27 protein-coding genes are annotated in these 22,859 nt (G+C 44.4%); 16 read left to right on the top strand and 11 right to left on the bottom strand.

Annotated features, from left to right (window positions below):
• Nucleotides 1–425: 425 nt before the first annotated feature.
• Together ACWPOD_RS05040 and ACWPOD_RS05035 are read left to right on the top strand one after the other, a co-directional pair.
• Entirely contained in the window at nucleotides 426–1,484 is a 1,059-nt protein-coding gene (locus tag ACWPOD_RS05040; RefSeq protein WP_046873713.1) for a porin, read from the top strand.
• 221 nt (nucleotides 1,485–1,705) lie between these two features.
• Nucleotides 1,706–2,320: a fumarylacetoacetate hydrolase family protein gene (locus tag ACWPOD_RS05035; protein WP_005391187.1), complete on the top strand. Its 615-nt coding sequence runs from the start codon at nucleotides 1,706–1,708 to the stop codon at nucleotides 2,318–2,320.
• Here the strand turns inward: ACWPOD_RS05035 and ACWPOD_RS05030 are convergent.
• The 3 genes from ACWPOD_RS05030 to ACWPOD_RS05020 all read right to left on the bottom strand — a co-directional run bounded on the left by ACWPOD_RS05030 (nucleotide 2,317) and on the right by ACWPOD_RS05020 (nucleotide 4,245).
• Nucleotides 2,317–2,628 carry an AzlD domain-containing protein gene (locus ACWPOD_RS05030; RefSeq protein WP_047008376.1) on the bottom strand — a complete coding sequence of 104 codons (312 nt, stop codon included), beginning with the start codon at nucleotides 2,626–2,628 and terminating at the stop codon, nucleotides 2,317–2,319. The genes ACWPOD_RS05035 and ACWPOD_RS05030 overlap by 4 nt on opposite strands.
• A complete protein-coding gene (locus tag ACWPOD_RS05025) occupies nucleotides 2,628–3,338 on the bottom strand; it encodes an AzlC family ABC transporter permease (RefSeq protein WP_046873712.1) in 711 nt (236 codons plus the stop codon). The genes ACWPOD_RS05030 and ACWPOD_RS05025 overlap by 1 nt, the downstream gene beginning before the upstream one ends.
• 79 nt (nucleotides 3,339–3,417) lie before the next feature.
• Entirely contained in the window at nucleotides 3,418–4,245 is an 828-nt protein-coding gene (locus ACWPOD_RS05020; protein ID WP_006742070.1) for an AraC family transcriptional regulator, read from the bottom strand.
• 230 nt (nucleotides 4,246–4,475) lie between these two features.
• Here ACWPOD_RS05020 and ACWPOD_RS05015 point away from each other — a divergent pair, with 230 nt between their 5' ends.
• Complete coding sequence (locus ACWPOD_RS05015; RefSeq protein ID WP_005375522.1) at nucleotides 4,476–5,108, top strand: LysE family translocator; 633 nt, start codon at nucleotides 4,476–4,478, stop codon at nucleotides 5,106–5,108.
• Nucleotides 5,109–5,187: 79 nt separating this feature from the next.
• Nucleotides 5,188–5,610, top strand: coding sequence for a GNAT family N-acetyltransferase (locus tag ACWPOD_RS05010; RefSeq protein WP_256953110.1), 423 nt, complete (start codon nucleotides 5,188–5,190; stop codon nucleotides 5,608–5,610).
• 100 nt (nucleotides 5,611–5,710) lie between these two features.
• On the opposite strand, the gene ACWPOD_RS05005 is transcribed toward ACWPOD_RS05010, so the two are convergent.
• Nucleotides 5,711–7,405, bottom strand: coding sequence for a phospho-sugar mutase (locus ACWPOD_RS05005; protein ID WP_047008374.1), 1,695 nt, complete (start codon nucleotides 7,403–7,405; stop codon nucleotides 5,711–5,713).
• A 330-nt stretch (nucleotides 7,406–7,735) separates the two neighbouring features.
• Here ACWPOD_RS05005 and coxB point away from each other — a divergent pair, with 330 nt between their 5' ends.
• From coxB to ACWPOD_RS04985, 4 genes are read left to right on the top strand one after another with little or no spacing between them, the layout of a single operon-like run.
• Nucleotides 7,736–8,899, top strand: coding sequence for a cytochrome c oxidase subunit II (gene coxB, locus ACWPOD_RS05000; RefSeq protein WP_006742066.1), 1,164 nt, complete (start codon nucleotides 7,736–7,738; stop codon nucleotides 8,897–8,899).
• Nucleotides 8,896–10,527 (top strand): cytochrome c oxidase subunit I, encoded by a 1,632-nt coding sequence (gene ctaD, locus ACWPOD_RS04995; RefSeq protein ID WP_048625255.1) that lies wholly within the window; start codon nucleotides 8,896–8,898, stop codon nucleotides 10,525–10,527. The genes coxB and ctaD overlap by 4 nt, the downstream gene beginning before the upstream one ends.
• A gap of 20 nt (nucleotides 10,528–10,547) precedes the next feature.
• Nucleotides 10,548–11,087, top strand: a complete 540-nt coding sequence (locus tag ACWPOD_RS04990) for a cytochrome c oxidase assembly protein (RefSeq protein ID WP_456231616.1) — start codon at nucleotides 10,548–10,550, stop codon at nucleotides 11,085–11,087.
• A 51-nt stretch (nucleotides 11,088–11,138) separates the two neighbouring features.
• Entirely contained in the window at nucleotides 11,139–12,023 is an 885-nt protein-coding gene (locus tag ACWPOD_RS04985; protein ID WP_065645780.1) for a cytochrome c oxidase subunit 3, read from the top strand.
• Between the two features lie 13 nt (nucleotides 12,024–12,036).
• Here the strand turns inward: ACWPOD_RS04985 and ACWPOD_RS04980 are convergent, their stop codons facing one another.
• A complete protein-coding gene (locus ACWPOD_RS04980; protein WP_005391169.1) occupies nucleotides 12,037–12,273 on the bottom strand; it encodes a DUF2909 family protein in 237 nt (78 codons plus the stop codon).
• Here ACWPOD_RS04980 and ACWPOD_RS04975 point away from each other — a divergent pair.
• Genes ACWPOD_RS04975 through cyoE form a run of 4 tightly spaced genes read left to right on the top strand, consistent with a single transcriptional unit; the run spans nucleotide 12,266 to nucleotide 15,513 of the window.
• A complete protein-coding gene (locus ACWPOD_RS04975) occupies nucleotides 12,266–13,063 on the top strand; it encodes an SURF1 family protein (RefSeq protein ID WP_374044488.1) in 798 nt (265 codons plus the stop codon). The genes ACWPOD_RS04980 and ACWPOD_RS04975 overlap by 8 nt on opposite strands.
• Nucleotides 13,053–13,589, top strand: a complete 537-nt coding sequence (locus tag ACWPOD_RS04970; RefSeq protein ID WP_046873706.1) for a hypothetical protein — start codon at nucleotides 13,053–13,055, stop codon at nucleotides 13,587–13,589. The genes ACWPOD_RS04975 and ACWPOD_RS04970 overlap by 11 nt, the downstream gene beginning before the upstream one ends.
• A 12-nt stretch (nucleotides 13,590–13,601) precedes the next feature.
• A complete protein-coding gene (locus tag ACWPOD_RS04965) occupies nucleotides 13,602–14,621 on the top strand; it encodes a COX15/CtaA family protein (protein ID WP_456231615.1) in 1,020 nt (339 codons plus the stop codon).
• Entirely contained in the window at nucleotides 14,614–15,513 is a 900-nt protein-coding gene (gene cyoE, locus ACWPOD_RS04960) for a heme o synthase (RefSeq protein WP_456231614.1), read from the top strand. The genes ACWPOD_RS04965 and cyoE overlap by 8 nt, the downstream gene beginning before the upstream one ends.
• 81 nt (nucleotides 15,514–15,594) lie before the next feature.
• On the opposite strand, the gene ACWPOD_RS04955 is transcribed toward cyoE, so the two are convergent.
• Both ACWPOD_RS04955 and ACWPOD_RS04950 read right to left on the bottom strand, forming a co-directional pair.
• A complete protein-coding gene (locus tag ACWPOD_RS04955) occupies nucleotides 15,595–16,068 on the bottom strand; it encodes an FKBP-type peptidyl-prolyl cis-trans isomerase (RefSeq protein WP_005391162.1) in 474 nt (157 codons plus the stop codon).
• Nucleotides 16,069–16,081: 13 nt separating this feature from the next.
• Nucleotides 16,082–16,714: a thiol:disulfide interchange protein DsbA/DsbL gene (locus ACWPOD_RS04950; protein WP_176319646.1), complete on the bottom strand. Its 633-nt coding sequence runs from the start codon at nucleotides 16,712–16,714 to the stop codon at nucleotides 16,082–16,084.
• 278 nt (nucleotides 16,715–16,992) lie between these two features.
• Between ACWPOD_RS04950 and ACWPOD_RS04945 the strand changes: the two genes are divergently transcribed.
• Nucleotides 16,993–17,619, top strand: a complete 627-nt coding sequence (locus ACWPOD_RS04945; protein WP_048625248.1) for an OmpA family protein — start codon at nucleotides 16,993–16,995, stop codon at nucleotides 17,617–17,619.
• Between the two features lie 192 nt (nucleotides 17,620–17,811).
• Here ACWPOD_RS04945 and ACWPOD_RS04940 read toward each other — a convergent pair whose 3' ends face one another.
• From ACWPOD_RS04940 to ACWPOD_RS04925, 4 genes are all read right to left on the bottom strand, one after another.
• A complete protein-coding gene (locus tag ACWPOD_RS04940) occupies nucleotides 17,812–18,171 on the bottom strand; it encodes a glutaredoxin family protein (protein WP_053809555.1) in 360 nt (119 codons plus the stop codon).
• Between the two features lie 111 nt (nucleotides 18,172–18,282).
• The gene (locus ACWPOD_RS04935) at nucleotides 18,283–18,825 is read right to left on the bottom strand and encodes a hypothetical protein (protein ID WP_456231613.1); all 543 of its coding nucleotides are present in this window, start codon (nucleotides 18,823–18,825) and stop codon (nucleotides 18,283–18,285) included.
• Nucleotides 18,812–19,357: a YaeQ family protein gene (locus ACWPOD_RS04930; protein WP_258505014.1), complete on the bottom strand. Its 546-nt coding sequence runs from the start codon at nucleotides 19,355–19,357 to the stop codon at nucleotides 18,812–18,814. Before ACWPOD_RS04930 ends, ACWPOD_RS04935 begins: the two co-directional genes overlap by 14 nt.
• Before the next feature lie 91 nt (nucleotides 19,358–19,448).
• Complete coding sequence (locus tag ACWPOD_RS04925) at nucleotides 19,449–19,658, bottom strand: cold-shock protein (protein ID WP_005375625.1); 210 nt, start codon at nucleotides 19,656–19,658, stop codon at nucleotides 19,449–19,451.
• 365 nt (nucleotides 19,659–20,023) lie between these two features.
• Between ACWPOD_RS04925 and ACWPOD_RS04920 the strand changes: the two genes are divergently transcribed.
• The 3 genes from ACWPOD_RS04920 (at nucleotide 20,024) to ACWPOD_RS04910 (ending at nucleotide 22,824) form a co-directional block, all read left to right on the top strand.
• A complete protein-coding gene (locus ACWPOD_RS04920) occupies nucleotides 20,024–20,365 on the top strand; it encodes an alternative ribosome-rescue factor A (RefSeq protein ID WP_006742054.1) in 342 nt (113 codons plus the stop codon).
• A 142-nt stretch (nucleotides 20,366–20,507) separates the two neighbouring features.
• On the top strand, nucleotides 20,508–21,950 hold the full coding sequence (locus ACWPOD_RS04915; protein ID WP_456231612.1) for a transporter substrate-binding domain-containing diguanylate cyclase: 1,443 nt from the start codon (nucleotides 20,508–20,510) through the stop codon (nucleotides 21,948–21,950).
• A 127-nt stretch (nucleotides 21,951–22,077) separates the two neighbouring features.
• Nucleotides 22,078–22,824, top strand: coding sequence for an outer membrane lipoprotein-sorting protein (locus ACWPOD_RS04910; RefSeq protein WP_046873698.1), 747 nt, complete (start codon nucleotides 22,078–22,080; stop codon nucleotides 22,822–22,824).
• Nucleotides 22,825–22,859: the final 35 nt, after the last annotated feature.

Genomic DNA, 22,859 nt, shown 5'->3' with positions numbered 1-22,859 from the left:
GTTTTTCTGCCTTCTATTGGAGACCGTGCTTTTTTCAAAAAGTTCCTGAACCTATTTTTGTTCCAAAATGTAAGTAAATATTTCATTTTGACGGGAAAGTTATTTTCAAAAGTTGGGGTTCATCAAGTATTTGTGAGCACTATCTCGTTAAAGCATTTCTTTTTGTAAGGTTTTTACGCCTGGATTTTTTTTCGGATAAGTAAACGTTTGCTTTTTAGTTTTTTGCTGAGAATTTTTCACTCGGTTATCAGGAACTAATCAAATAAAGTGTCGGCAGTTGTTACACAAAGGTAAATCCATTCTGGCGGAAAAGATGCCCCAGAGGGCCTTTGTATTCCTTTCTGTGTTCATCATTTCGTTTTACGAAAGTGAATCAGAGCTGGGTCTAAAACTGACTAACCAACTAATAAGTAATGGATTTAGAAATGAATAAAAAATTATTAGCAGCGGCAATCGCAGCAGCAACTTTCGGCACTCAAGCAGTGGCAGTGGAACTTTATAATAACGATGGCACAACATTTTCGATGGGCGGCCACGTTTCTGTTAACTTAAATGGTTCAGAGCAAGGTGACACGGATGTTGGTACTAACTCTCCTCGTATCAATATCTCTGCGACACAAGATTTAGGCAATGGCTTCACCGCAGACGCACGTGGTGAATGGGCTCTAAACTACTTAGATGGCGGTGAAGAGTCGTTTAAAACTCGTCTAGGTTACTTAGGTTTAACACATGAGGTTTACGGTCGTGCAGTAGGTGGTACGCAATGGTCACCTTACTATGATGTAGCAGGCATCGCGGATATGCCAATTGCGTTTGCGAATGACTTCATTTACGACGATCACGGAAACCTAGGCACTGGTCGTGCGGATAAAATGCTGTCTTATCGAAATGGCTTTGATTTAGGCGAAGCAGGTGCAATTAACGTTGGTCTTGGATGGCAAGGCGCAAATGATGAATACACGCGTAACGACGCAGGTACTATCACTGGTGGTCTTAAATACGATGACCGCATGCAAGTTGCGCTTTCTTACGCAATCATGGGCGCGAAAATTGGCTACTCATACAACGGTGGTGACTTCCAACACCCTGCTTACACAGGTAAACACACCGCGGAATCACATGTTGTGTCTGCATCTTACGGCGCTTACGGTCAAGGTCTGTTCCTTGCCGCGGTATATGGTTCAAATGAAAATATGAACTTCAGTGTAAATGGCGACCGTTTGGCGGAAAGTGATGCGTACGAAGCGATCATCGCATACGCTCTAGCGAACAGCTTAAACTTGAGCGTTAACTACGAGATGGTTGAAGGTAAAGAGTTCAAAAATTCTAAAACAGAAACCGCTCGTGAGGAAATGGCACTGCAGGCAGAGTACAACTTCACGCCTAAATTTGTTGGTTACGCGGGTTACCAGTTTGACCTAAATGATGACCATGGTCGTGAAACTGATGACAAATGGGCGATAGGTGCTCGTTACTACCTATAATAGGATTTAGCGAGAACAATCATTCACCCTTATTGATTTAAAGCCAGCCTCGTGCTGGCTTTTTTGTCTATTTGTTTTGTAAATACCGTGATGTTTCAATTAGATGATACAAAACTCAAAACGGGGTGAATGTCTTATTTTTCACACTAGAGGATGGGATTTAGTGTCGTTAAGTCAATAGGTTAGATTATGATGAGGTTTTTGTTTTGCAGGGAAGAGCGATGAGCGTTATTCAAGTTGAAGAAAAGAAAGTAGAAGTGGGTAAAGTGCTTTGTGTTGGGCGAAATTACGTTGAACATATTCATGAGCTTGATAATGCGATACCTGAGCAAATGGTGGTATTTAATAAACCCGCGACTTCCGTATCGACGACTCTGCGTTCATTTCATCAAGAGCCTCTTCATTACGAGGCTGAAATCTGTTTTCTGATCAAAGATGGACGCTATTCAGCGGTCGGTTTGGGATTGGATCTGACCAAGCGCGGTTTGCAGTCTTCACTTAAACAACAAGGGTTGCCCTGGGAGCGTGCTAAAGCGTTTGATGGCTCCGCAGTGTTTAGTCGATTTGTCTCTTTGGATAACATTGATATTAATGATCTTAACCTAGAGCTCTTGATTAACTGCGTTCGTGTACAAAAAGGTCACGTTAACCAGATGCTCTATCCGCCGCTAACCATTTTGGATGAATTAACGAGTTACACAACACTTCAAGATGGCGATGTGGTAATGACCGGCACACCAAAAGGAGTTGGTGAGGTGCATCAAGGTGACATCTTCCTTGGACGATTAAAGTGTGGTGATGTCACCCTGTTGGAGATTGAGTGGGTGGCGAATTAAAGCCAAATTCGCAGAACGAGAAATACCACCATGCTGATCACCGTCGTTAAAAGAACATTTTTAGTAAAGTACGCGATTAACGCAGCCAGCAAGGCAGCCAATAAAAATGGGTTGTGCACATTCACGCTGAGTGCTCCATCGGGAATGAAAACGATAGGCGCCCAGATCGCAGTGAGTACCGCAGGGCTGGCGTAGTTGAGCACTTTTTGTGTACGTGTCCCTAATCGCAGTGGTAGCTTGGGTTCTAAAAACAAGTAGCGGCTGGTGAAAACAAGTACCGTCATCAGTAAAATAGACAACATGATCATTAGTGTTTCTCCTGTACTTGTTCCACAAAGTAGCCTGTAAGCATGGCTAAAATGCTCGAAATCATCAAACTTCCTTCTACTTGGTAATAGGTTAGGGCGACCGAGCTCACTAATGCCACGACAACACTCGCGAGCACCGCCATATTTTTAATAGTCGGAACTACAATTGCGATAAAAGTCGCGGCCACAGCAAATTCCAATCCCATTTCGTTCAGTTCAGGGATCAGGCTTCCCGCAATAATGCCCGTCAATGTCGCGATATTCCAAAACAGGTAAAAACTCAAACCAGCCCCAAGCGCATACCAGCGATTAAATTGTTTATCGGAATGATGACCTACAATCGCAAACAGCTCATCAGTGAGTAAGAATCCGAGTGATAACCGCCATTTAAGAGGAAGTGGTGCAATTTTACTGCGCATCGATACACTGTAGAGGAAGTGTCGAGAGGTGATAAAAAACGTTGTTAGTAACATGGTTACTAGGCCTGCCCCCGATTTAATCATCCCCATCGCGACGAGCTGCGCGGAACCTGCGAACAGAATGGCGGATAGTGCTTGTCCTTCCAAAGGGTGAAGCCCAGTATCAATCGCGAATGAGCCTGCGAGCAAACCCCAAGGTAACACCGCGATACTCAGTGGCATCATCGCAAGTGTGCCTTGCCAAAATAGCGTGGCTTTTGATTCTTCTTGTAACGGCAAAGTATGGTCCATAGTTTCTTCTTAGTTATTCCTAAATCAGGCTACCAAGATAGCTCGGTAGTCGCATAACGCCTTGTACAATATTGCTGCTTTAGCTGTGACGGACGTATTGGCCGGGAGTGACGCCCATGGCTTTTTTAAAGTGTCGATGCAGATGGCTTTGATCATGGAAGCCACATTCTTGTGCCACATCTGAAATTTTTTGTCCCATTTTTAGTAGCTTCTTCGCCATACGTAAACGTTGCTGAATTTGATAAGCATGGGGAGGGAAGCCAAACTGTTTTTGAAACTCTCTTAGCAAATGAAAAGGGCTTAACCCAGCCAGTTTTGCGAGCTCTTCTAGCGAGACGTCCGTTTGCGGGAAGTCTTCCAAAAACTCTTTGACCAACTGTATTTGTCGCTGAGCTCTGGTTGATTCTTTGAGCGGTGCCCGGTGGGTGCTGTGTTTGCTGGCTAGTTTGATCAACGTGCCGTAAATCAAAGTTTCTCGTAGTAGTCGGTTGTCTGATTTTTCTAGCGTTTCAAACACCAATCGCAACTGACTAGCCAGCTCAGGATCGTAAACCACAGGTTGAGGAAAATAGGGCAGAGCTACATTTGGTGAACCAAGCTCTTGCCCCAAGGTCTGAAACTGCTGTGGTACGGGGTACATTGCTTTGTATTCCCAACCGCCTTCTGAGGCCGAATGCCCGTTGTGTACTTCATCTGCATTTACAAGGATGATGCTGTCCTGTGGCGCGATATGATTTCCGCCTGTTCGAAAGAACTGCTGTGCTCCCTTCTCGATGACGCCAATAGTGTAACCTTCGTGGCTATGGCGTGAAAAATTCTGCTTCTCATACTTTGCATCGAGAAGTTCTAAACCGCCGAGCTCTTGAGCTATCTTGAAGGTAGCGATTTCCTTATTCTTTTCTTTCATCTTTATCCGGTCTGCTCAAGAAAATCATCTTATAAGTGTAACGGATCCATCGTGCTTATTTTTGTACAAAATTGCTATTCGATTTTTATAAATAGGCGAATTGATTGTTATTTTTCGTCCTAGCAAACTATGATTTTTATTTTCTGAATTATCTTGGTGATTTTGGGCTGGATGTTGTCATTTTGTTGGTATAACATTCGCCGATTTGTTGTAGAAAAAGCGGTTCCATCATGATTGATTTATCTGTACTTCCTGTTTATCTCACCGCAGTAGTGGCTTTGTTGCTGTTACCAGGGCCCGATATGTTGCTTATCGCGAGCTCTAGTATGAGTTACGGTAAGAAGGTCGGTCTGTTTGCTAGCTTAGGCAATGCGACGTCTGGTGTTATTCTTACTTTGCTTGCTGCAATGGGAGTATCTACCCTGATTGCAATGAGCCCAATCGCCCTTAAAGTCCTTCATCTCTTAGGTGGCGCTTACTTGTTAAAAATGGGTTGGGACTGCTTACGAGCTGAGGCATCTTCGGCTCCAGAGCTTGATGGTCAAAACAAAATGGCATCAACTTATTATCAACGTGCTTTGATGAGTAATTTGCTTAACCCTAAAGCGTTGGTATTTTTTGTGATGTTTTTGCCGCAGTTTGTCTCAAGCAATATCACGGCATCTTCCGGTGAGCAGATGCTAGCGCTAGGGTTATTGTTGAACGTTCTTGGCTTGTCATTCAATTTATTACTTGTTGGGTTAGCAGGCACATTGGGCAAAGGGCTGCTCGAGAACGAAAAATTCCGCACGTATCAACATAAACTAATGGGTTTAGTGTTCGTTATTCTCGCGTTGTGGATGCTGAGCAGTTTCGCCTTATAAAGTTATCATATTCCATCAGAAAGCCAGCAATTGCTGGCTTTTTGTTTTAGGATATTGGTGTTTCCTAAGGAGAGGATGTATGAAGCTTGAATTTTGTTTAAATCCAGATCAAACAGACCTTGATTCTGTTCGTCAAGGTATTCGATCTTATAACCGAATGCATTTGCCTGAAGGGGAAGTGCATGCTGTGGGCTGTTTTGCTAAAGATGGGAATGGCAAGACCATGGGTGGTCTGACTGGCGAAATGTTTAAAAACACGGTGTTTGTTGAGTTTTTGTGGGTAGATGCTGAAAGTCGGACATCTGGTCTCGGGAGCCAGTTAATGTCAATGTTAGAAGAAAAAGTAAAGCCTCACGGGGTTACCCATGTTTATTTGGATACCTACAGCTTCCAAGCTCTCGAATTCTATCTCAAATTGGGTTTTGAAAAAGTAGGGCAGTACTCAGGCTATCCTGCAGAGGGCATCCACAAGTACTTTCTACAAAAGGAAATTGTAAGCTAGGGAAAAGCACTGGTTAGCTTGACTTGTTCTAGTCAAAATCAAAAAAAGAGGCGCGAATTTGCGCCTCTTATCGTATCAGGTGTCTCTGCTTCTCTTTGACTTACAAACTTGTCTGATGCGCGTCGATAAGTTCGTTCATCTTCGCCTCTGCCGCTTGCTGTGCTTGTGCATAGCTCATATCCGCAGGGAAAAGGTTGATGACTTCGTAGTAACATTTTAGTTTTGGCTCAGTACCCGAAGGGCGAACAATCACACGAGACTGATCTTCTAGGTGATAAATCAATACGTCACTTGCTGGTAAGTCAATGGATTCTTCTGAGCCGTCATCAAACATGCGAACTGATGTTTTTAGATCTTCAGTTACTGCGACTTTTTTACCAGCAATCTCTGTTGGTGGGTTTGCACGGAGCTTGTCACCGATTGGTGGAGAGTTCGGGTCGAGAGCGATACTGCGCTGCGCGTTAAAGTAGAAACCGTGCTCGCGGTACAGTTCTTCCAGTTTATCCCATAGTGTTTTGCCTTGAGCTTTAAGTTTACCTGTTAGCTGGGCAAATGCGACGATTGCAGATAAACCATCTTTATCCCACACCTTGTTACCCACGGTATAACCGAGCGCTTCTTCATAAGCAAACAAGAATGGATTGGCTTCAGTCTCTTGCTCCATGGCAACGTTAGTAAGCCATTTGAAGCCTGTTAACGTTTGGTAGTATTGGGCGCCATGGGCTTTGGCAATGCTACTCAGCATTCTCGACGATACGATGGTGTTGCCAACCAGAGCGTTAGGTTGCTGTTCTAGCAAGTAATCGCCAAACAGTGAACCCACTTGGTCGCCGGTTAGCATTTGATACTCGCCATCTGGGCGTTTGACCGCCACTGCAAAACGGTCGGCATCTGGATCGTTGGCACAAGCGATATCAGCATCTACGGACTTACCTAACGCCATCACCATATCCATTGCTCCCGCTTCTTCAGGGTTTGGGAAGTTGACGGTTGGGAAGCTACCATCAGGTTCGCGCTGTTCCTTAACACTTGCCACTTTTTTGAAGCCAGCGTCTGCGAGGAGCGTTTCCGCCATATTCGCCCCAACGCCATGCATTGCGGTGTAAGCAATAGATATATCGGTATTGTTGTCAGGCGTAAGCAGTGCGTTTTCATTCATTGTCTTACGGTAAGTTTGGTAGTAGTCGTCTTCCAACCAAACTAACAAACCGTGCTGTTTTGCATCATCGAGAGACATTAAAGGTAATGGCTTCGTTGTTGCGTCATCAATTTTCGCTGCGATTCCAGAGTCGTGTGGAGGAATAATCTGTGCGCCATTCTCCCAATATACTTTAAAGCCATTGTACTCTGGTGGATTGTGGCTAGCGGTAACAACAACAGCGGCCGCAGCATTCAATGTTCGGACACCAAACGCAACAATTGGGGTTGCTGCAACATCGTACGTTAGGTAAACCTTGATACCAAGGGCTGTCAGTACGGACGCGGTATCATGCGCGAATTGTTTCGAATCAGGACGACCGTCGTAGCCAATAACGACACCACGACTTGCGGCATCTTTGACTTGCTCTAGCAAATAGTTTCCTAGGCCAGTGGCTGTCTCTTGAATCACCAAACGGTTCATTCGGTTTGGACCTGCGCCCACTTTGCCGCGTAACCCTGCTGTACCAAAGGCAAGGCGCGATCCAAAGCGATCAGTAAGCTCTTGTTCATTATTTGTATCGACGAGGTGTTGTAGCTCTTCGCGAGTCTTAGGATCAGGGTCTCGTTCTAGCCATTGAGTAATTAGTGCTGTCATATCAATCATTCCTTAGTAGGGGGCGCCTACTTTCTTGGACACTTCGTTTTGTAAGTATCTCAATGTTTTCTTTTAAATTAATGTAAATGGTTCTCAATTACATTTCAAAGAGGGCAATCGATAAACCGAATTAATTTTTCTTATCCGAACAAAATTTAATCATATTTAATTTCTTGAAGAACCTTGGAACTATAACTAGCCTTTTAACATAAATATAACAAACCGTGTCGAAATCGTAGTTTTTGTGATTTTTCGTAAAGTTGTTCGATATTTGCATCGGGACGCAAGGAAGCTCGCGCAAGCGTAGCGGCTGAGCAGAGGAGAGATCTTTTGAAAAGATTAACGACTACTCTAGCCTTATCACTGAATGTGATTTTAATCACATTCTCCTCTTTCAGTTGGTCAAAGGAAAGTGACTACAACATGACCAAAGGGGTCACAGCGATAAGTGGGCAAGTGTATGAATTACATATGCTGATTTTCTATATCTGCTGCGTAATTGCTTTGATTGTATTTGGTGTCATGTTCTATTCCATCTTTCGTCATCGCAAGTCAAAAGGAGCAGTTGCCGCACATTTCCACGAAAGTACAAAAGTGGAAATTATTTGGACAGTCATACCTATCATCATTCTTGTCGCCATGGCGATTCCCGCAACGAAAACTTTAGTCGCAATGGAAGACACAAGCCAATCAGATATCACGGTCAAGATCACAGGCTCGCAATGGAAATGGCATTACAGCTATTTTGGTGAAGATGTTGAGTTCTTCAGTTTGCTTGCCACCAGCCAAAAGCAAATTGATGGTATCGAGACAAAAGGCGCGCATTATCTATTGGAAGTAGACAACCCTTTGGTGTTGCCTGTGAATCGCAAAGTGCGTTTTTTGATGACTTCTGATGATGTCATTCACTCATGGTGGGTGCCAGATTTTGCTGTCAAGAAAGACACCATTCCTGGTTTTATTAATGAAGCATGGACAAGAATTGATGAGCCAGGTGTATATCGCGGTCAATGTGCGGAGCTATGTGGTCGTGCTCACGGGTTCATGCCGGTGGTGGTGCATGCGATGGAAGAAGAAAAGTTTGATGAATGGTTAGCGAGTAAGAAGGAAGAAATCGCACTTCAAAAAGCGGCGGCACAAGAAGCGCTCTCTCAAGACTTATCCATGGATGAGTTGATGTCGCAGGGCGAATCGATATACACGGCGCGTTGTGCTGTGTGCCATCAGGCTAATGGTGAGGGGATTCCGGGTGCATTTCCCGCGATTAAGGGCAGCCCTATCGCAACAGGCCCAATTTCAGAGCACATTGATGTGATTGTGAATGGCCGTCCGGGCACTGCAATGCAGTCTTTTTCGAACCAGTTAAGTGACAAAGAAATTGCTGCGGTCATCACATATCAGCGAAATGCATGGGGCAACGACACTGGTGATAGGGTGCAAGCATCCGATGTGAATGCCTTTAAGGCACAAGGCAGTGCTAAGGAGGAAATATGAGTAAGCCAATAGATAAGGCAGTGAAGTCTGCTCCAGCTGAAGCCAGTGCAAACAGTACCATTGCGATTGATGATGGCCATGATCATCATGCTCCCCAAGGTATTGCTCGTTGGCTGTATTCCACAAACCATAAAGACATTGGCACCCTGTACCTTTGGTTTAGTTTCGCGATGTTTCTGACTGGTGGTGCGATGGCGATGGTCATTCGTGCCGAACTATTCCAGCCTGGACTTCAGCTGGTTGATCCACAGTTTTTTAATCAAATGACTACGGTACACGGTTTGGTGATGGTGTTTGGTGCTGTGATGCCAGCATTTACGGGCCTTGCTAACTGGATGATTCCAATGATGATCGGGGCTCCAGATATGGCGCTACCTCGCATGAACAACTTGAGCTTTTGGATTCTACCTTTTGCATTTCTTATTTTATTGAGCTCGTTGTTTTTACCTGGCGGCGGCCCCGATTTTGGCTGGACGTTCTATGCTCCGTTGTCCACGACTTATGGCCCAGATAGCACCGCGCTGTTTGTATTCTCTGTTCACATCATGGGTATCAGCTCCATCATGGGCGCGATAAACGTTATCGTGACGATAGTAAATATGCGAGCTCCGGGAATGACTTGGTTCAAGTTACCAATGTTTGTTTGGACTTGGTTAATCACCGCTTTCTTATTGATCGCGGTTATGCCGGTATTAGCGGGTGCGGTGACGATGGTTCTTACTGACAAATATTTCGGGACTAGCTTCTTTGATGCAGCTGGTGGCGGCGATCCGGTGATGTTTCAACACATCTTTTGGTTCTTTGGTCACCCAGAAGTGTACATCATGATTTTACCGTCGTTTGGCATCATTTCTGCCATCCTTCCTGCTTTCAGTGGCAAGAAGCTGTTTGGTTATCATTCGATGGTTTACGCGACGTGCAGCATTGCGTTGTTGTCTTTCCTTGTGTGGGCGCATCACATGTTTACAACGGGGATGCCAGTTTTTGCAGAGCTTTTCTTTATGTATTGCACCATGCTGATTGCGGTACCAACAGGGGTGAAAGTCTTTAACTGGGTCGCCACCATGTGGCGTGGGGCTCTGACATTTGAAACGCCAATGTTGTTTGCCATTGCCTTTATTGTGCTCTTTACGATTGGCGGTTTCTCGGGATTGATGCTGGCAATTGTGCCGGCGGATTTCCAATATCATGACACTTACTTCGTGGTTGCGCATTTCCACTATGTGTTGGTATCTGGTGCCGTATTCTCGATTATGGCGGCAGCGTACTATTGGTTACCTAAGTGGACAGGCAATATGTACGACCACAAGCTGAGTTTGTGGCATTTCTGGTGCTCGATTATTTCAGTTAATGTTTTGTTTTTCCCGATGCACTTTCTAGGTTTAGCGGGTATGCCAAGACGTATCCCGGATTACGCTATTCAGTTTGCTGATGTCAATCAAATCGTCTCCATTGGTGGATTTGCGTTTGGGTTGTCACAATTGATCTTTTTATGGGTGGTGATTAAGTGTATTCGTGGCGGTGAAAAGGCCGCTGCAAAACCGTGGGAACGTGCGGAGGGCTTAGAATGGACGGTGCCAAGCCCGGCGCCCCATCATACGTTTACTACGCCGCCTAAAGTCGATTAGAAACGAATAGGGTGAGTGAGATGAAACCGAATCCATCAAACAAAAAGCTCACAATGAAGTTGCTTTTAGCGACCCTTTTGATGTTCGGGTTTGGCTACGCACTTGTCCCATTGTATGACGTAATGTGCGATGCACTGGGTATCAATGGAAAAACAAGTGAAGTGGCCGCCATTCAACCAACTGGTATGCAACCGGATATGAGCCGAACCATTCGCGTGGAGTTTATGGCGCATATAAGCCCCGATATGCCTTGGGAGTTTAAACCCAAAGTGATTTCGATGGACGTTCATCCCGGTGAAGTCGTGCAAACCGAATACCTTGCATTTAATGAAAGCGGGCAGAAGTTGGTAGGGCAAGCCGTTCCCTCTGTTTCTCCCGGGAATGGTGCCGCTTATTTCAATAAGATTGAGTGCTTTTGTTTTAACCAACAGCCTTTGGATGGCAAACAACAAGCTCAAATGCCGTTGATTTTTTATATCGAACCGGACTTACCGGGGTCGATACACACGTTAACGCTGTCTTACACACTCTATAAACTTCCCCCTCCTACAGGTTCTTAGCCACTCAAGGAGAGAGATACAGACCAAGGCTGGTCAGTAAGGAGAGAAATTATGAGTAACAAGCCAGGAACATATTATGTTCCCGCTCAAAGTAGCTGGCCGATCATCGGTGCGTTTGCTCTATTTTTAGTTGCCGTTGGTGCAGGAATGACCGTTCAGGGGACACAAAGTGAAGGGGCTGTGGGAACCATTGGCAGTATTGTGCTAGCGGTAGGTTTTCTGTTCTTGCTTTACATGTTGGCGGGCTGGTTTAGTAATGTGATTACTGAGTCACTGAGTGGAAAGTACAGCTCGCAAATTACTCGTTCTTTTCGCCAAGGGATGAGCTGGTTCATCTTCTCTGAAGTGATGTTTTTTGGTGCCTTTTTTGGTGCGTTATTTTACGCCAGGATGATTTCTGTGCCTTGGTTAGGTGGGGCAGATAACAACTTCATGACCAACGAGGTTTTGTGGCCAACCTTCGAGGCGATGTGGCCACTTACACTGACTCCGGGTGGAGAAACAACACAAGCTATGCCGTGGCAGGGCATTCCCCTTACTAATACTATTTTGCTGCTATTGTCGTCGATTACGCTACATATGGCGCACATCAACCTTGAAAAAGACAAAAGAACGGCACTGATTGTTTGGTTGGAAATCACCATCGTGCTTGCGGGCTTTTTCCTATATTACCAAGCGGTCGAGTACGCTCATGCTTATCAAGAAATGGGGCTCACGTTGCAATCTGGTATCTACGGAAACACCTTTTTTATGTTGACGGGTTTTCACGGTTTGCACGTTTGTCTTGGGACGATTTTCTTAATCGTATTATTGCTCCGAATCGCTAAAGATCATTTTTCGTCTAAGAACCATTTTGCCTTCCAAGCAGGTAGTTGGTATTGGCACTTTGTGGATGTGGTTTGGTTATGTCTGTTTGTGTTTGTGTACGTGCTGTAGGTGCATTGGGCGATTAGTAAGGACGGGGATTCGGAGCTAGCCAGCCTGAACTGAGCGCAATAAGTAGAAGGATAACAACTAAAGCGGAGAACATGACTCGACGGCCTAAGTAATGACTCATAGGTTTGTCTCTTTTTTCGGGATTATCTGGGTCTTCACGAACCATTTCGATAAGCGCTTTTGCGAGGTTGAAGATAATGAAAAGCAGCAAAAGGACAAGCGTCAGTTTGAATAGAAATACGGTGGACATAGAACCTCCGGTTTCATCGTTGTTGTTATCAAGACAATTATGGCTATCGAAACGGTTTTGGGTTGCAGTTGGTTTAACTGTGGTTGTGTTTTCTCTTTTGGTCAAACTGGGTTTTTGGCAGCTTGAAAGAGGGCAAGAGAAACAGGCTTTGGAACAAGCCATTCTTGCGCGAGCGGATAGTGCGTACCAAACATTAGGCGAAGTTCTTGAAGAAAACGATTGGAGAGAAGGCAGCATCCTCGGGAAAAAAGTGGAAGCTAATGTTGTTCCTCAGGCGTTTCCCGTGATTTTACTGGATAACCAAACGCATCAGGGCAATGTGGGCTATTTAGCATTTCAGATTGTCTCTATGAGTGATGAATCAGGAACCTATGCATTATTAGAGCTTGGTTTTGTGGAGGGAATAGCAGATCGTTCAGTATTACCAACCGTCACAACACTCGAAGTGTCGACCTTTATCTCGGGACGTCTGTACCGAAAATCTGCTAACCCGTTGAGCTCTGAATTAATGCCAGAAGTTGGCGATGCCATTCGTGTGCAGAACCTGAATATCGCGCAACTGAATCAGCTACTTAATATTGAACTTATGCCCGCAGTCTTGCAGCCAGACAATCTAAAAAATTGGCCTTACGACTTTCCTTGGAACCCATTGCCGCTCAACAGCGCCAAGCATTTCGGTTATTCGATTCAGTGGTTTTCGATGGCGGGCGTTTTCTTATTATTGACCTTAATTGTTTTTGTTCGTTGGCAAAGAAAGTTGCGTCACATGGAGGTGAAGCATGACATCTAAAGTAACCAAAGGGCGGCTAATGTTGATTGCGTTGGTGTGTACGTTTGCGCTTCCTGCCGTCATCGCTAAGGTCATTCTCACCCAAGGGTGGTATCAAAGCGGTGTGACCAATAGAGGTGTGTTAGTTGAACCATACACAACGTTAGAGCTACTTGGTCAAGAGTCCCCACTCAAGGAGCACAGGTGGCAACTTGCTTATGTTTTACCTAATGAGTGCACAGAACAATGCAGGCAGCAGCTTTACCTGCTTCAGCAAAGCCATGTCGCTTTAGGAAAATATCAAGAGCGTGTGGTGCCGGTGCTTTGGCAGACAGAGTTGTCCGGTACCGTAGATATATCGATGACGACAATGCAAATGAATCAATCGGTTACCGCCAAAGTGAAACCCGGACAAATGTTAATCGTTGATCCTCTGGGGCAATTGGTGATGTCTTACTCGCCAAAACCGAATGAAGATTTAGTCTCGTTCAACAAAGGTATGTTGGCGGATTTACGCAAGCTCTTAAAATTGTCACGAGTTGGTTAGAAAGGGGCGTATATGAAGTTAATTCAGTTGGTTAAATTCAGTTTGCTCCTAACTTTCGTGGTGATCATGTTAGGCGCGTATACTCGCCTTTCTGATGCAGGGTTAGGTTGCCCTGATTGGCCCGGCTGCTATGGGCACTTTGGTGTGCCTCATCAAGAAGAAGACGTAATACGTGCCAATCTTAATTTCCCTGAACGGGCTGTCGAGCATGAGAAAGCATGGCTTGAAATGATTCATCGCTATTTTGCGGGAACGCTGGGTCTGGTCATTTTTGCCATGACAATGATATCAATGAGGTCAGAGCGCGTGAATCCTACTATTCCGATGCTGCTCAGTGTACTGGTGGTCGGGCAAGCACTTTTGGGGATGTGGACCGTGACGCTCAAATTAATGCCAGTCATCGTAATGCTTCATCTGCTTGGTGGCTTTACTTTACTGGTTCTGCAGGCGATTTTTTACTGCCAGTTAAAAGCGCAAAATAATCTCTATTTTTCTCCATCTTCCAGCTCGCTGCGAGGCTTCTCATTATTGGTTTTTCTGGTTGTTTTTATGCAGGTGCTGCTCGGAGGGTGGACTTCGTCAAACTATGCCGCGCTCATGTGCACCTCACTGCCTATTTGTGAGGGAGATTGGATGAGTCATCTCTCATGGAAAGAGGCGTTTTCTTTCTGGCAAACCGGATTCGAGAATTACGAGTTTGGTGTATTGGAGTATCCGGCAAGAATGACCATACATGTTACGCATCGCCTCGGTGCGATTGTCACCGCCACAGTCGTATTGGCTTATAGCATTATGCTCATGAGGCAAGATTCCCATCATTCACAGCGCATTGGAGGATGGTTACTACTCACTTTAGCGTGTCAAATTATGTTGGGCGTGAGCAACGTTGTATTCCAACTTCCTATTTATGTCGCCGTGGCACATAACTTGGGTGCCGCCATTATGTTGAGTCTTGTTTGTGTGAGTCAGTTTTATTTGTGGCAGGGCAAAAAAGCTTGGAGTTACACCGCGAAAGGAGTTCGCTATGAGTAAAGAAATCGCACTGTCGTTAAATGAGCGAAAGCGACTAAGTTCCGTTTATTTGAAGTTAACGAAGCCTAAAGTAGTCGCATTAATGCTGGTGACGGCCGTTGTCGGGATGAGTTTAGCGCCTGTTACTGAGTTTCCTTGGTTGCAGGCGGCGGCTGGCCTAACAGGCATTGGTTTGATGGCAGGCTCCGCGGCGGCGTTTAATCACCTGATTGACCGCCGCATTGATGCGAGAATGGCTCGGACACACAAACGTCCGTTGCCATCGGGTGAAGCTAAGCCGTTATCGGTGATAACCTTTGCGACAGCGTTAGGCGTCATAGGGTTTGTTCTTTTATATGCGCTGGTCAACTCACTGACGGCATGGCTGACTTTGATGAGTTTACTCGGCTATGCGATGGTGTACACCATGTACCTCAAACGCGCTACTCCGCAAAATATCGTAATTGCAGGTATTGCGGGTGCGATGCCGCCTCTTCTCGGTTGGACTGCCGTAACAGGGCAGTTGCATGCGAATGCTTGGCTGCTTGTGATGATCATTTTTATCTGGACGCCACCACACTTTTGGGCACTCGCAATTCATCGCGTAGAGGACTATCGTAAGGTGGATATTCCAATGTTGCCAGTGACACATGGTATCGAGTACACCAAAACTTCTATTCTGTTGTATACGGTGTTGTTGACGTTGGTTTGTGTGCTGCCGGTGTTGGTTGGAATGGTCAGCGTTGTTTATCTTTTTGCCTCGTTACTACTTAACGCTGGCTTTATGTACCATGCATGGAAGCTAAAATACGCGTCAGAGCCCAATACCGCGATGGAGACGTTTAAATTTTCTATCTATCACCTTTTTGCGTTATTCATTGCATTGCTTTCGGATCACTATATTGGCTTGTAGCCTCTCTTTAAACAGAAAACGCCGCGTGGTTCGCGGCGTTTTTGGTTTTGATAGTTTGGCTTTAATGCAAAGTTTCTAGAATTATTGAATCTCTAACAATTCAACATCAAAGATCAAAACACTTGCTGGGGGAATTGGGCCTGAGCCACTTTTGCCATAACCGAGCGTGCTTGGTACGAAAAGGCGGATTTTTTCACCTTCGACCATGTATTGCAGGCCTTCTTGCCAGCCTTTAATGACTTGGTTAAGACCAAACGAAATTGGCTCACCGCGATTAACGGAGCTATCAAACACAGTGCCATCAATCAACGTGCCGTGGTAGTGCACTTTGACTTTGCTTGTTGCGGTTGGGTGAACCTCACCTTCGCCTTTTTCAAGAACAATATATTGAAGACCACTTTCTGTTGTAATGACGCCTTCTTTCTTCGCATTCTCGAGCAAGAATGCTTGGCCTTTCGCAAAGTTTTCATCCGCTACTTTATGGTTTGTCCAAGTACGGTAAATGAAAAAGCCCGCCAGAATGAAAATAATGAGAGGAAACAAAAATTTAGACACGTAAGCTCCTTGTCTATTTAGGTTGTTTTAGCAAATAGTTAATGGTTTCTGCCATGGCTTCGACGCTGTCATGACCACTAGTAATGACTTGGTATTTTCCATTAACGATAAAGGCTGGAACGGAGTTAATTTGGCCGCGAGTCGTGATCGCTTCTGCCTTAGTGATGTACTCAAACAGCGTTTTTTGCTGTGCTTCATCTAAATGGTAAGGGCTGATAAGGTTGCGAGACTCAAAGGCTTTCTCTACGGCGATTTGACGTTCCTCAGCAGTTGCATCAGGACCCATTTGTACGGCAGCAAAAAGATCCGCCATAAATGCTTTGTCAGGTGTCGACTCTAGTTGCATGACTGCAGTGTAGAAGATGATGGCGCTTACTTGTGCACTCTCATTGAAAGTTACATGCATTTTTTCAACGCTTTGCTCAGTTAGCGATTCGATTTGAGGGACAAACTCTTCCATTGAACGGCAGTGGCCGCAAGTTAGGGCAAAAGCTTCTGTCAATGGCGCCAAATCATATTCTTGAAGAGATACAGGCAAAACTTTGTATTGCTTGCCTTGCTGAGGCTGAGTGTTGCCGCTATCGCATGCCGACAAAGCCATCATGGCGGCAATCACAGCAAAGCCTTTCGATATGGTTTTTAACATAATAATGCTCTAAGTAAGAAATTTGCGTTAGTTTATCGGTTAACGATAGTGACTAAAACCATTAAATAACAATAAAGTGAGACGATTGGTAACAGACTTTTCCTGATGTGTAGGCTGCAGGGAGGTATTTTGGCATCGCTTTTTATTTGAGAGAGACTTGATATTGATTCTAGTGGCATGAACGCTGCATATACAAACCAATCGGTGGATAAAAGCGCTAAAGATTTGGCGTGTTTTGTCGACACAATGGACAAGAGTTTTTCTACGTTGGTAATGGTATGAAGCAGTGGTTTTTAATTGTTTGCGGCATTCTGACTGGGTGCAGTAGCCTTGATCAAGACATGGTTCCTGGCGGGAACATTTTAGATACAGCTCCTAAAACAAACACCGAGCTGAGACATCCTGAGTGGGGCTATCCGAGCGCCTCCAGTGTGGCTTCTTCACCTCGCACGTATCAGACTGAGAGGGCATCAGTAAAAAAGTCGCAAAATGTGACCTCTCTGGAAATGTTTCTGAACAGGCACAATATTCCTCATGAGACACTCAGTGGCGGTCACTTAATGATACGTTTGAAAGAGCAAGTGCATTTTCAAACTGGCTCTGCTCAGTTATCAGCGCAATCTCAAGACTGGATTCGAAACATTGGTCACTATCTAGCAGGAAGAACGGATGTGGATGTCGTGATCGATGGCCATGCCGATAGCACGGGAGCTGCCAGCTTTAATGACACGTTGTCAGAAAAGCGAGCTCGTGAAGTGGAAAAGCAACTGCTGGCGACGAGTATTCCTCGTCAACGCGTATTTTCTAGAGGTTTTGGCGAGTATGTGCCGCAGTGCAGTAATTCGACAGCCAGTGGCAAAGCTTGTAATCGACGCGTAGAGCTAACGCTGATCGTTGATGAGTAAGGCGATGGTTGGTCGATAAACTACGTCGTGTTGTTTTCACTAAGCCCTTATGTGTTTACTGGCGTTTCCGTCTGGGAGTGAGCAAGAAGAGTGACCCCAAAGGCTAGGCATAGCGCCGAGCAGCTAGACTGAATAGAAAAGAGGCACCTGTATGGTGCCTCTTTTACATCCGCCAATGTTCATAGGGGGAACTTAGGCAAATTCTTTTTCAACGTAAGCGACGATGTCAGATGACTCGTATAGCCACTGTGTTTCGCCATCTTTTTCGATACGCAGGCAAGGGACTTTAATTCGTCCACCACCTTGCTCTAGTTCAGCTCGATGAGTCGGGTTATTTTTTGCATCACGTAGCTCAATGTTCACCGATTGACGCTTCATTGCACGGCGGACTTTTACGCAAAAAGGGCAAGCTTCAAATTGGTAAAGTGCGTATTGCTTTGCTTTTTCATCAATACGTTGTTGTTCTTCTGCACTGCGTTTAATACCACGAGGTGAGAACACGGCGTTCAGCAATAAGATAACCTTGCCTAAAATCCAACGGATAAACTTCATAATGATCCCTTGATGTTCATTGGGTAATTGTCCTTTAAAAATGCAATCATGATGCTTGTTGCATTGAGCGTGAAGTCTATCAGTTGTTTGAAATGGATAAAACCATGTATTTTATGCGGAAAATAAGCGTTTTAACCTGCCCCAAAAGCCGCTAGTCGAAGCTGGACTGGCTTCTCTACCTAGATAAAAGCTTTGCATCAGTTCGGTTCTGAATGCATCAACATCCATGCGTTTTACAACAAGCTCGTGTTGCAATGTATTCTGAGTTTGCTCGGCATGATCGTGCGCCAAGCTAAAGTCCATATTCAAATAGCCTTGAGTATAAAGCCAAAGGTGGGTTATCAAGATAAGGTCTTCTGCGGACTGGTTAGTGAACTTATCCGCGTGCTCATCACCCAAGGAGTCAGTCAGCGCTTGCTGCATTTGCTGGGCAGAATGCGCGTGTTGCTCATAGTTAGCGCTGGCTTCAATATGCGACTTAGTCAAAAGACCAAGCAGGTGAAGAGTAGGCGCCGTGGCGGGTTTGTTCTCACAAACTTTTGTAAACAGTTGTGACTGTTCTTTTAACCAACGTCGCTTTGCCGCTTTATGTTCTTTAACGAAGGGAATTTCTTTGAATCCCATCTCTTGACTCAGTTCACTAAGAGACGTCATGGCTTTTTAGTTCCTTCACCGTTACTTCGACGTGTTGATCGTTGATATCAACAAAAATAGAGCTGCCGGTAATCATAACAGAAAGGCTAGTGCCTCGGTCAAGGTGCTGACAAATCAAGTCGATAGCGTCGTAGTCAAAGCTTTCTACATTGACGGGAAGCATTGAGAACTTTCCTGACATTTTATCCCACCATACCGTCGCTTTAGTGTTATAAGTGTAAACTTTCACATGCTTTGCTAGGCGAGAGGCTTTCTTGATTCTTTCTGGTTCTGGTTCGCCAATTTCAATCCAGTGAGTAATGCTTTGATCATCGCCAACATGCCATAAATCAGGCTCTTCAATTGTAGAAAGCCCTTTCGTAAACTCTAAATTACTTTGAGCGTTTAAGCAGTAAGCTAAAACACGAGCCAGCATTCGTTGAGGTTTTTCTGAAGGGTGAAGGGCGATAGTTAGATTTTTAGAATCGTAATAGTCGTTATTCATATCGGAAATGGCGATACGAAATTTATAAATAATCGGTTTAAGAGCCATGGATTTATATCGTTTTTGTTGGCAAAAATAAGTTATAGACAAAAAAATAGCCAGCTTTAGAAGCTGGCTATCGTATCAAATTCTTTAAGAATTAAAGTACTTTGATTTGCTCTGCTTGAGGGCCTTTTTGACCTTGAGAGATAACAAATTCTACTTTCTGGCCTTCAACTAGAGTACGGAAGCCGTCACCAGTGATTGCAGAGAAGTGAGCAAATACGTCAGGGCCGTTTTCTTGTTGAATGAAACCGAAGCCTTTAGTTTCGTTGAACCACTTAACTGTGCCAGTAGCTGTGTTAGACATGTCTATTTCCTAAATATCTAAATAATGTAATCTTTCGCCTCAACGGCGCTTATAGCGTGGAAAAATAAATTGCTATTGCGTACCACAGGACGACGGGTTACAAGTAATCCAACGAAATGTGAAAACAAAGAACTTTCTTTCTAGCCGTGTTTGAGTCTAGGTTAATTCCACGAAGAGTCAACATATATTAGTGCTTTATGGACAAATATTTGTATTTAGTCACTATTTAACCAGCATGTTTTTGATTAAATTTCAAATAAATGACGGTGATGTGAAGTTTTTCAGCATAAAATTCAACTAAATCTATAAATTTGACTTATTTATATAATTATTGTCCAATCTGGTTCGACCATTAAGGAGGATTTATGGCAAAACCTAAAACCAGTCCTCAGCCGAATGAGTTACAACACGAGACCGATTTCGGCAGAGGTGAAATCAAGGACAATGCGTTAAAAGCGGTTGTCACCAGTCAATTGTTCAGAACACGAGTCGTAAAAGCGAAAAAAGGTAAAGGCAGCTTCAGTCGGAAAATGAAGCATAGAGGCAAAGAGCCCTATTCAAAGTTCTCCCCGATGTGGATTTTGAATAGGGCTTTTTTATTGATGCTGCTTTTTATCAACCTATTCAAATTCAATGGTTTAGTGTTAGTTAAATCACTCTTATCTCACCTTATACTGGCTAGCTTTCTTCTTAAAACTAGACGCTGAAAAGTACCAAATAAGTACTAAAACCTACTAAGTTAGATTCATATCAATAGGAGCCACTTCCTGTCCGACACCGCTCTGCTATATCTTTAGATCAGACAAAACAGCCGAGATTATGGTTTAAAAAGACTGGTGAGAAGTAGGTATGTCATCGACGAGTTATGGTACTTATGGTTGCAAGTGTACAAAAGCGTGTGCTTCTTTGTTACTACTATGGCTGTCTATTTGCCCGATGACGTATGCGCACAAGTCAGAGTCTCATTCTTTAATTGTTGCTAACTCCAAAGCTTGGAAGCCATTCTCTTACCTTAGCCCAGACGGTGAACCCAAAGGCATTTTGATCGACTTCTGGAAAGCGTATGCGGCGGACAACCAAATTGATGTTCAGTTTCTGCTTCTTGATTGGGAGGCTTCTTTACAGGCCGTAAAAGATGGGCGTGCTGACTTTCACGCGGGATTGGTTTACTCATCGGAAAGAGCCGATTACTTGGATTTTGGCGCAGTTATCATGCCCATTCAAACTAAATTATATGTCAATCAAGACGTGCTTTCGATTGATGTCAAAAGTGTTTTAGCTGGTGAAATGACGTTGCCAATTGGTGTCGTTAAAGGAAGTTACGAGTCTGAGTTTATTAAGACGAATTATCCTAATGCGCCTATCGCAGAGTACATCAATAACGACACGATGATACAGGCTGCTGTCGATAAGAAGGTGCTGTATTTTGTCGCGGACCTTCAAGTTGCTAACTTTTATATGGCAACTATGCCGGGAGCAGGCATGTTTGTTCCTGTAATAAATTTATATAGTAAAGACCTTCGGATTGCAGCAGGGTTGCATAGTTCTGCTTCCATTTTGGATGTCTCTCGAGCGTTTGAAAAAGTTATCGATACAGATCGAGAAAGGATCCTCAATCGCTGGAGTGTGGTGAAAACGGTCTATCCTCTTTATCTCCTACCTATTGCGATTTTCGTTATGGCGGTTGCGACGCTGTATCATATCTTCGCACTCAAACGCATGGTTGCGCTGCGCACAAGACAATTGACGATTGCCAACCAGCAATTGCTGGAGATGACGTTAACGGATTCCCTAACAAAACTCTACAACCGTAGACACTTGATTGAACAATTGGCGCTCTTGAATCACTTGCAGCGAAGCTTGACGGTAATGGTATTTGATATTGATGATTTTAAATCAATTAATGACCAATACGGTCATCTTGTCGGAGATAGAGCGATAGTGGCCGTGGCTGAAACAGCGAAATCAATGGCTGATGAACGTATGACCTTGGCGAGAATTGGCGGAGAAGAGTTCGCACTCGTGACGGCATCGCTCTCTGAGCGAGAAGCGCGCAACTTTGCTCAAATGCTCTGCAAAGCCGTGTACGAACAACCTATTATCCTTGGTGGGCAAGCGATTCATTTGAGCATTAGCTTAGGCTGCGCATACTACCCTGAATTTACTCACATCGTGAATTTACAAGACGCTGATCAACTGATGTATCAAGGTAAGTCTGAAGGTAAAAATCGCGCTGTGTTTCAAGTCATAACAGACAGCCAGGTTCAACCTGAGCTTCGTCAAGTCCCTTAGCGTTTTTGAGTCACCAATCGCTATTTCTAAATCCTCACTTGCTATACTCAATTGAATTTAAAATTATTATACCCGTTTCGTTTCGTTTCGATTCAAATTCTAGGTCGTGTCGGTACAAAGGGAAGGTATGTATAAAACGTTTTGTGTTCTCGCTTGTGTACTTCTCTCTTCTTTTTCTTACGCTGAGAGCGCTTTCGATATAGTCCAAAAGTCTGATCAAGCGATGCGCGGAAAATCCAGTTATAGCGAAGCCACCATGAAAATTGTTCGCCCTGACTGGTCACGTTCAATGACCATGAAGAGTTGGACGAAAGGTACGGAATTATCTTTGGTCTTGGTGACTGCTCCGGCGAAAGATAAAGGTAGCGCCTCGTTAAAACGTCATAGAGAAATGTGGAATTGGGTGCCGAGTATCGAGCGAGTGATTAAAATTGCGCCATCCATGCTCAGTCAGTCTTGGATGGGATCAGACTTCACGAATGATGATTTAATTAACCAATCTTCTATTGTTGTCGATTATCAACATCAACTGCTTCAAAGTGAAACCTTTGATGGCGACAAAGTTTGGGTAGTTGATGCACTTGCCAAGCCTGACGCCCCAGTGGTTTGGAGCAAAGTCAGACTGTGGATTTCTCAAACGAGCTTGTTACAGCGCAAAGTCGAGTTTTACGATGAATTTGATGAACTGGTAAATGTTTTGACGACTTACGATGTGAAAACGTTGGGTGGGCGAGACGTTGCGACTCGCATGGAGATGCAGCCGATAGATAAACCAGGAAATAAAACGGTTTTGATTACGCACGAAGCGCAATTTGATTTTGATATCGATGATGACTTTTTCTCCCAGCAGCAAATGAAGGCTCTGCGAGATTAGGGTGGATTTTGGTTTAGATAAGAGGTGAGAATCGG

This window comes from Vibrio sp. JZG120, assembly GCF_053890955.1.
The sequence above is the reverse complement of the archived record's forward strand: the minus strand, read 5'-3'. Positions and strand labels throughout refer to the sequence as shown.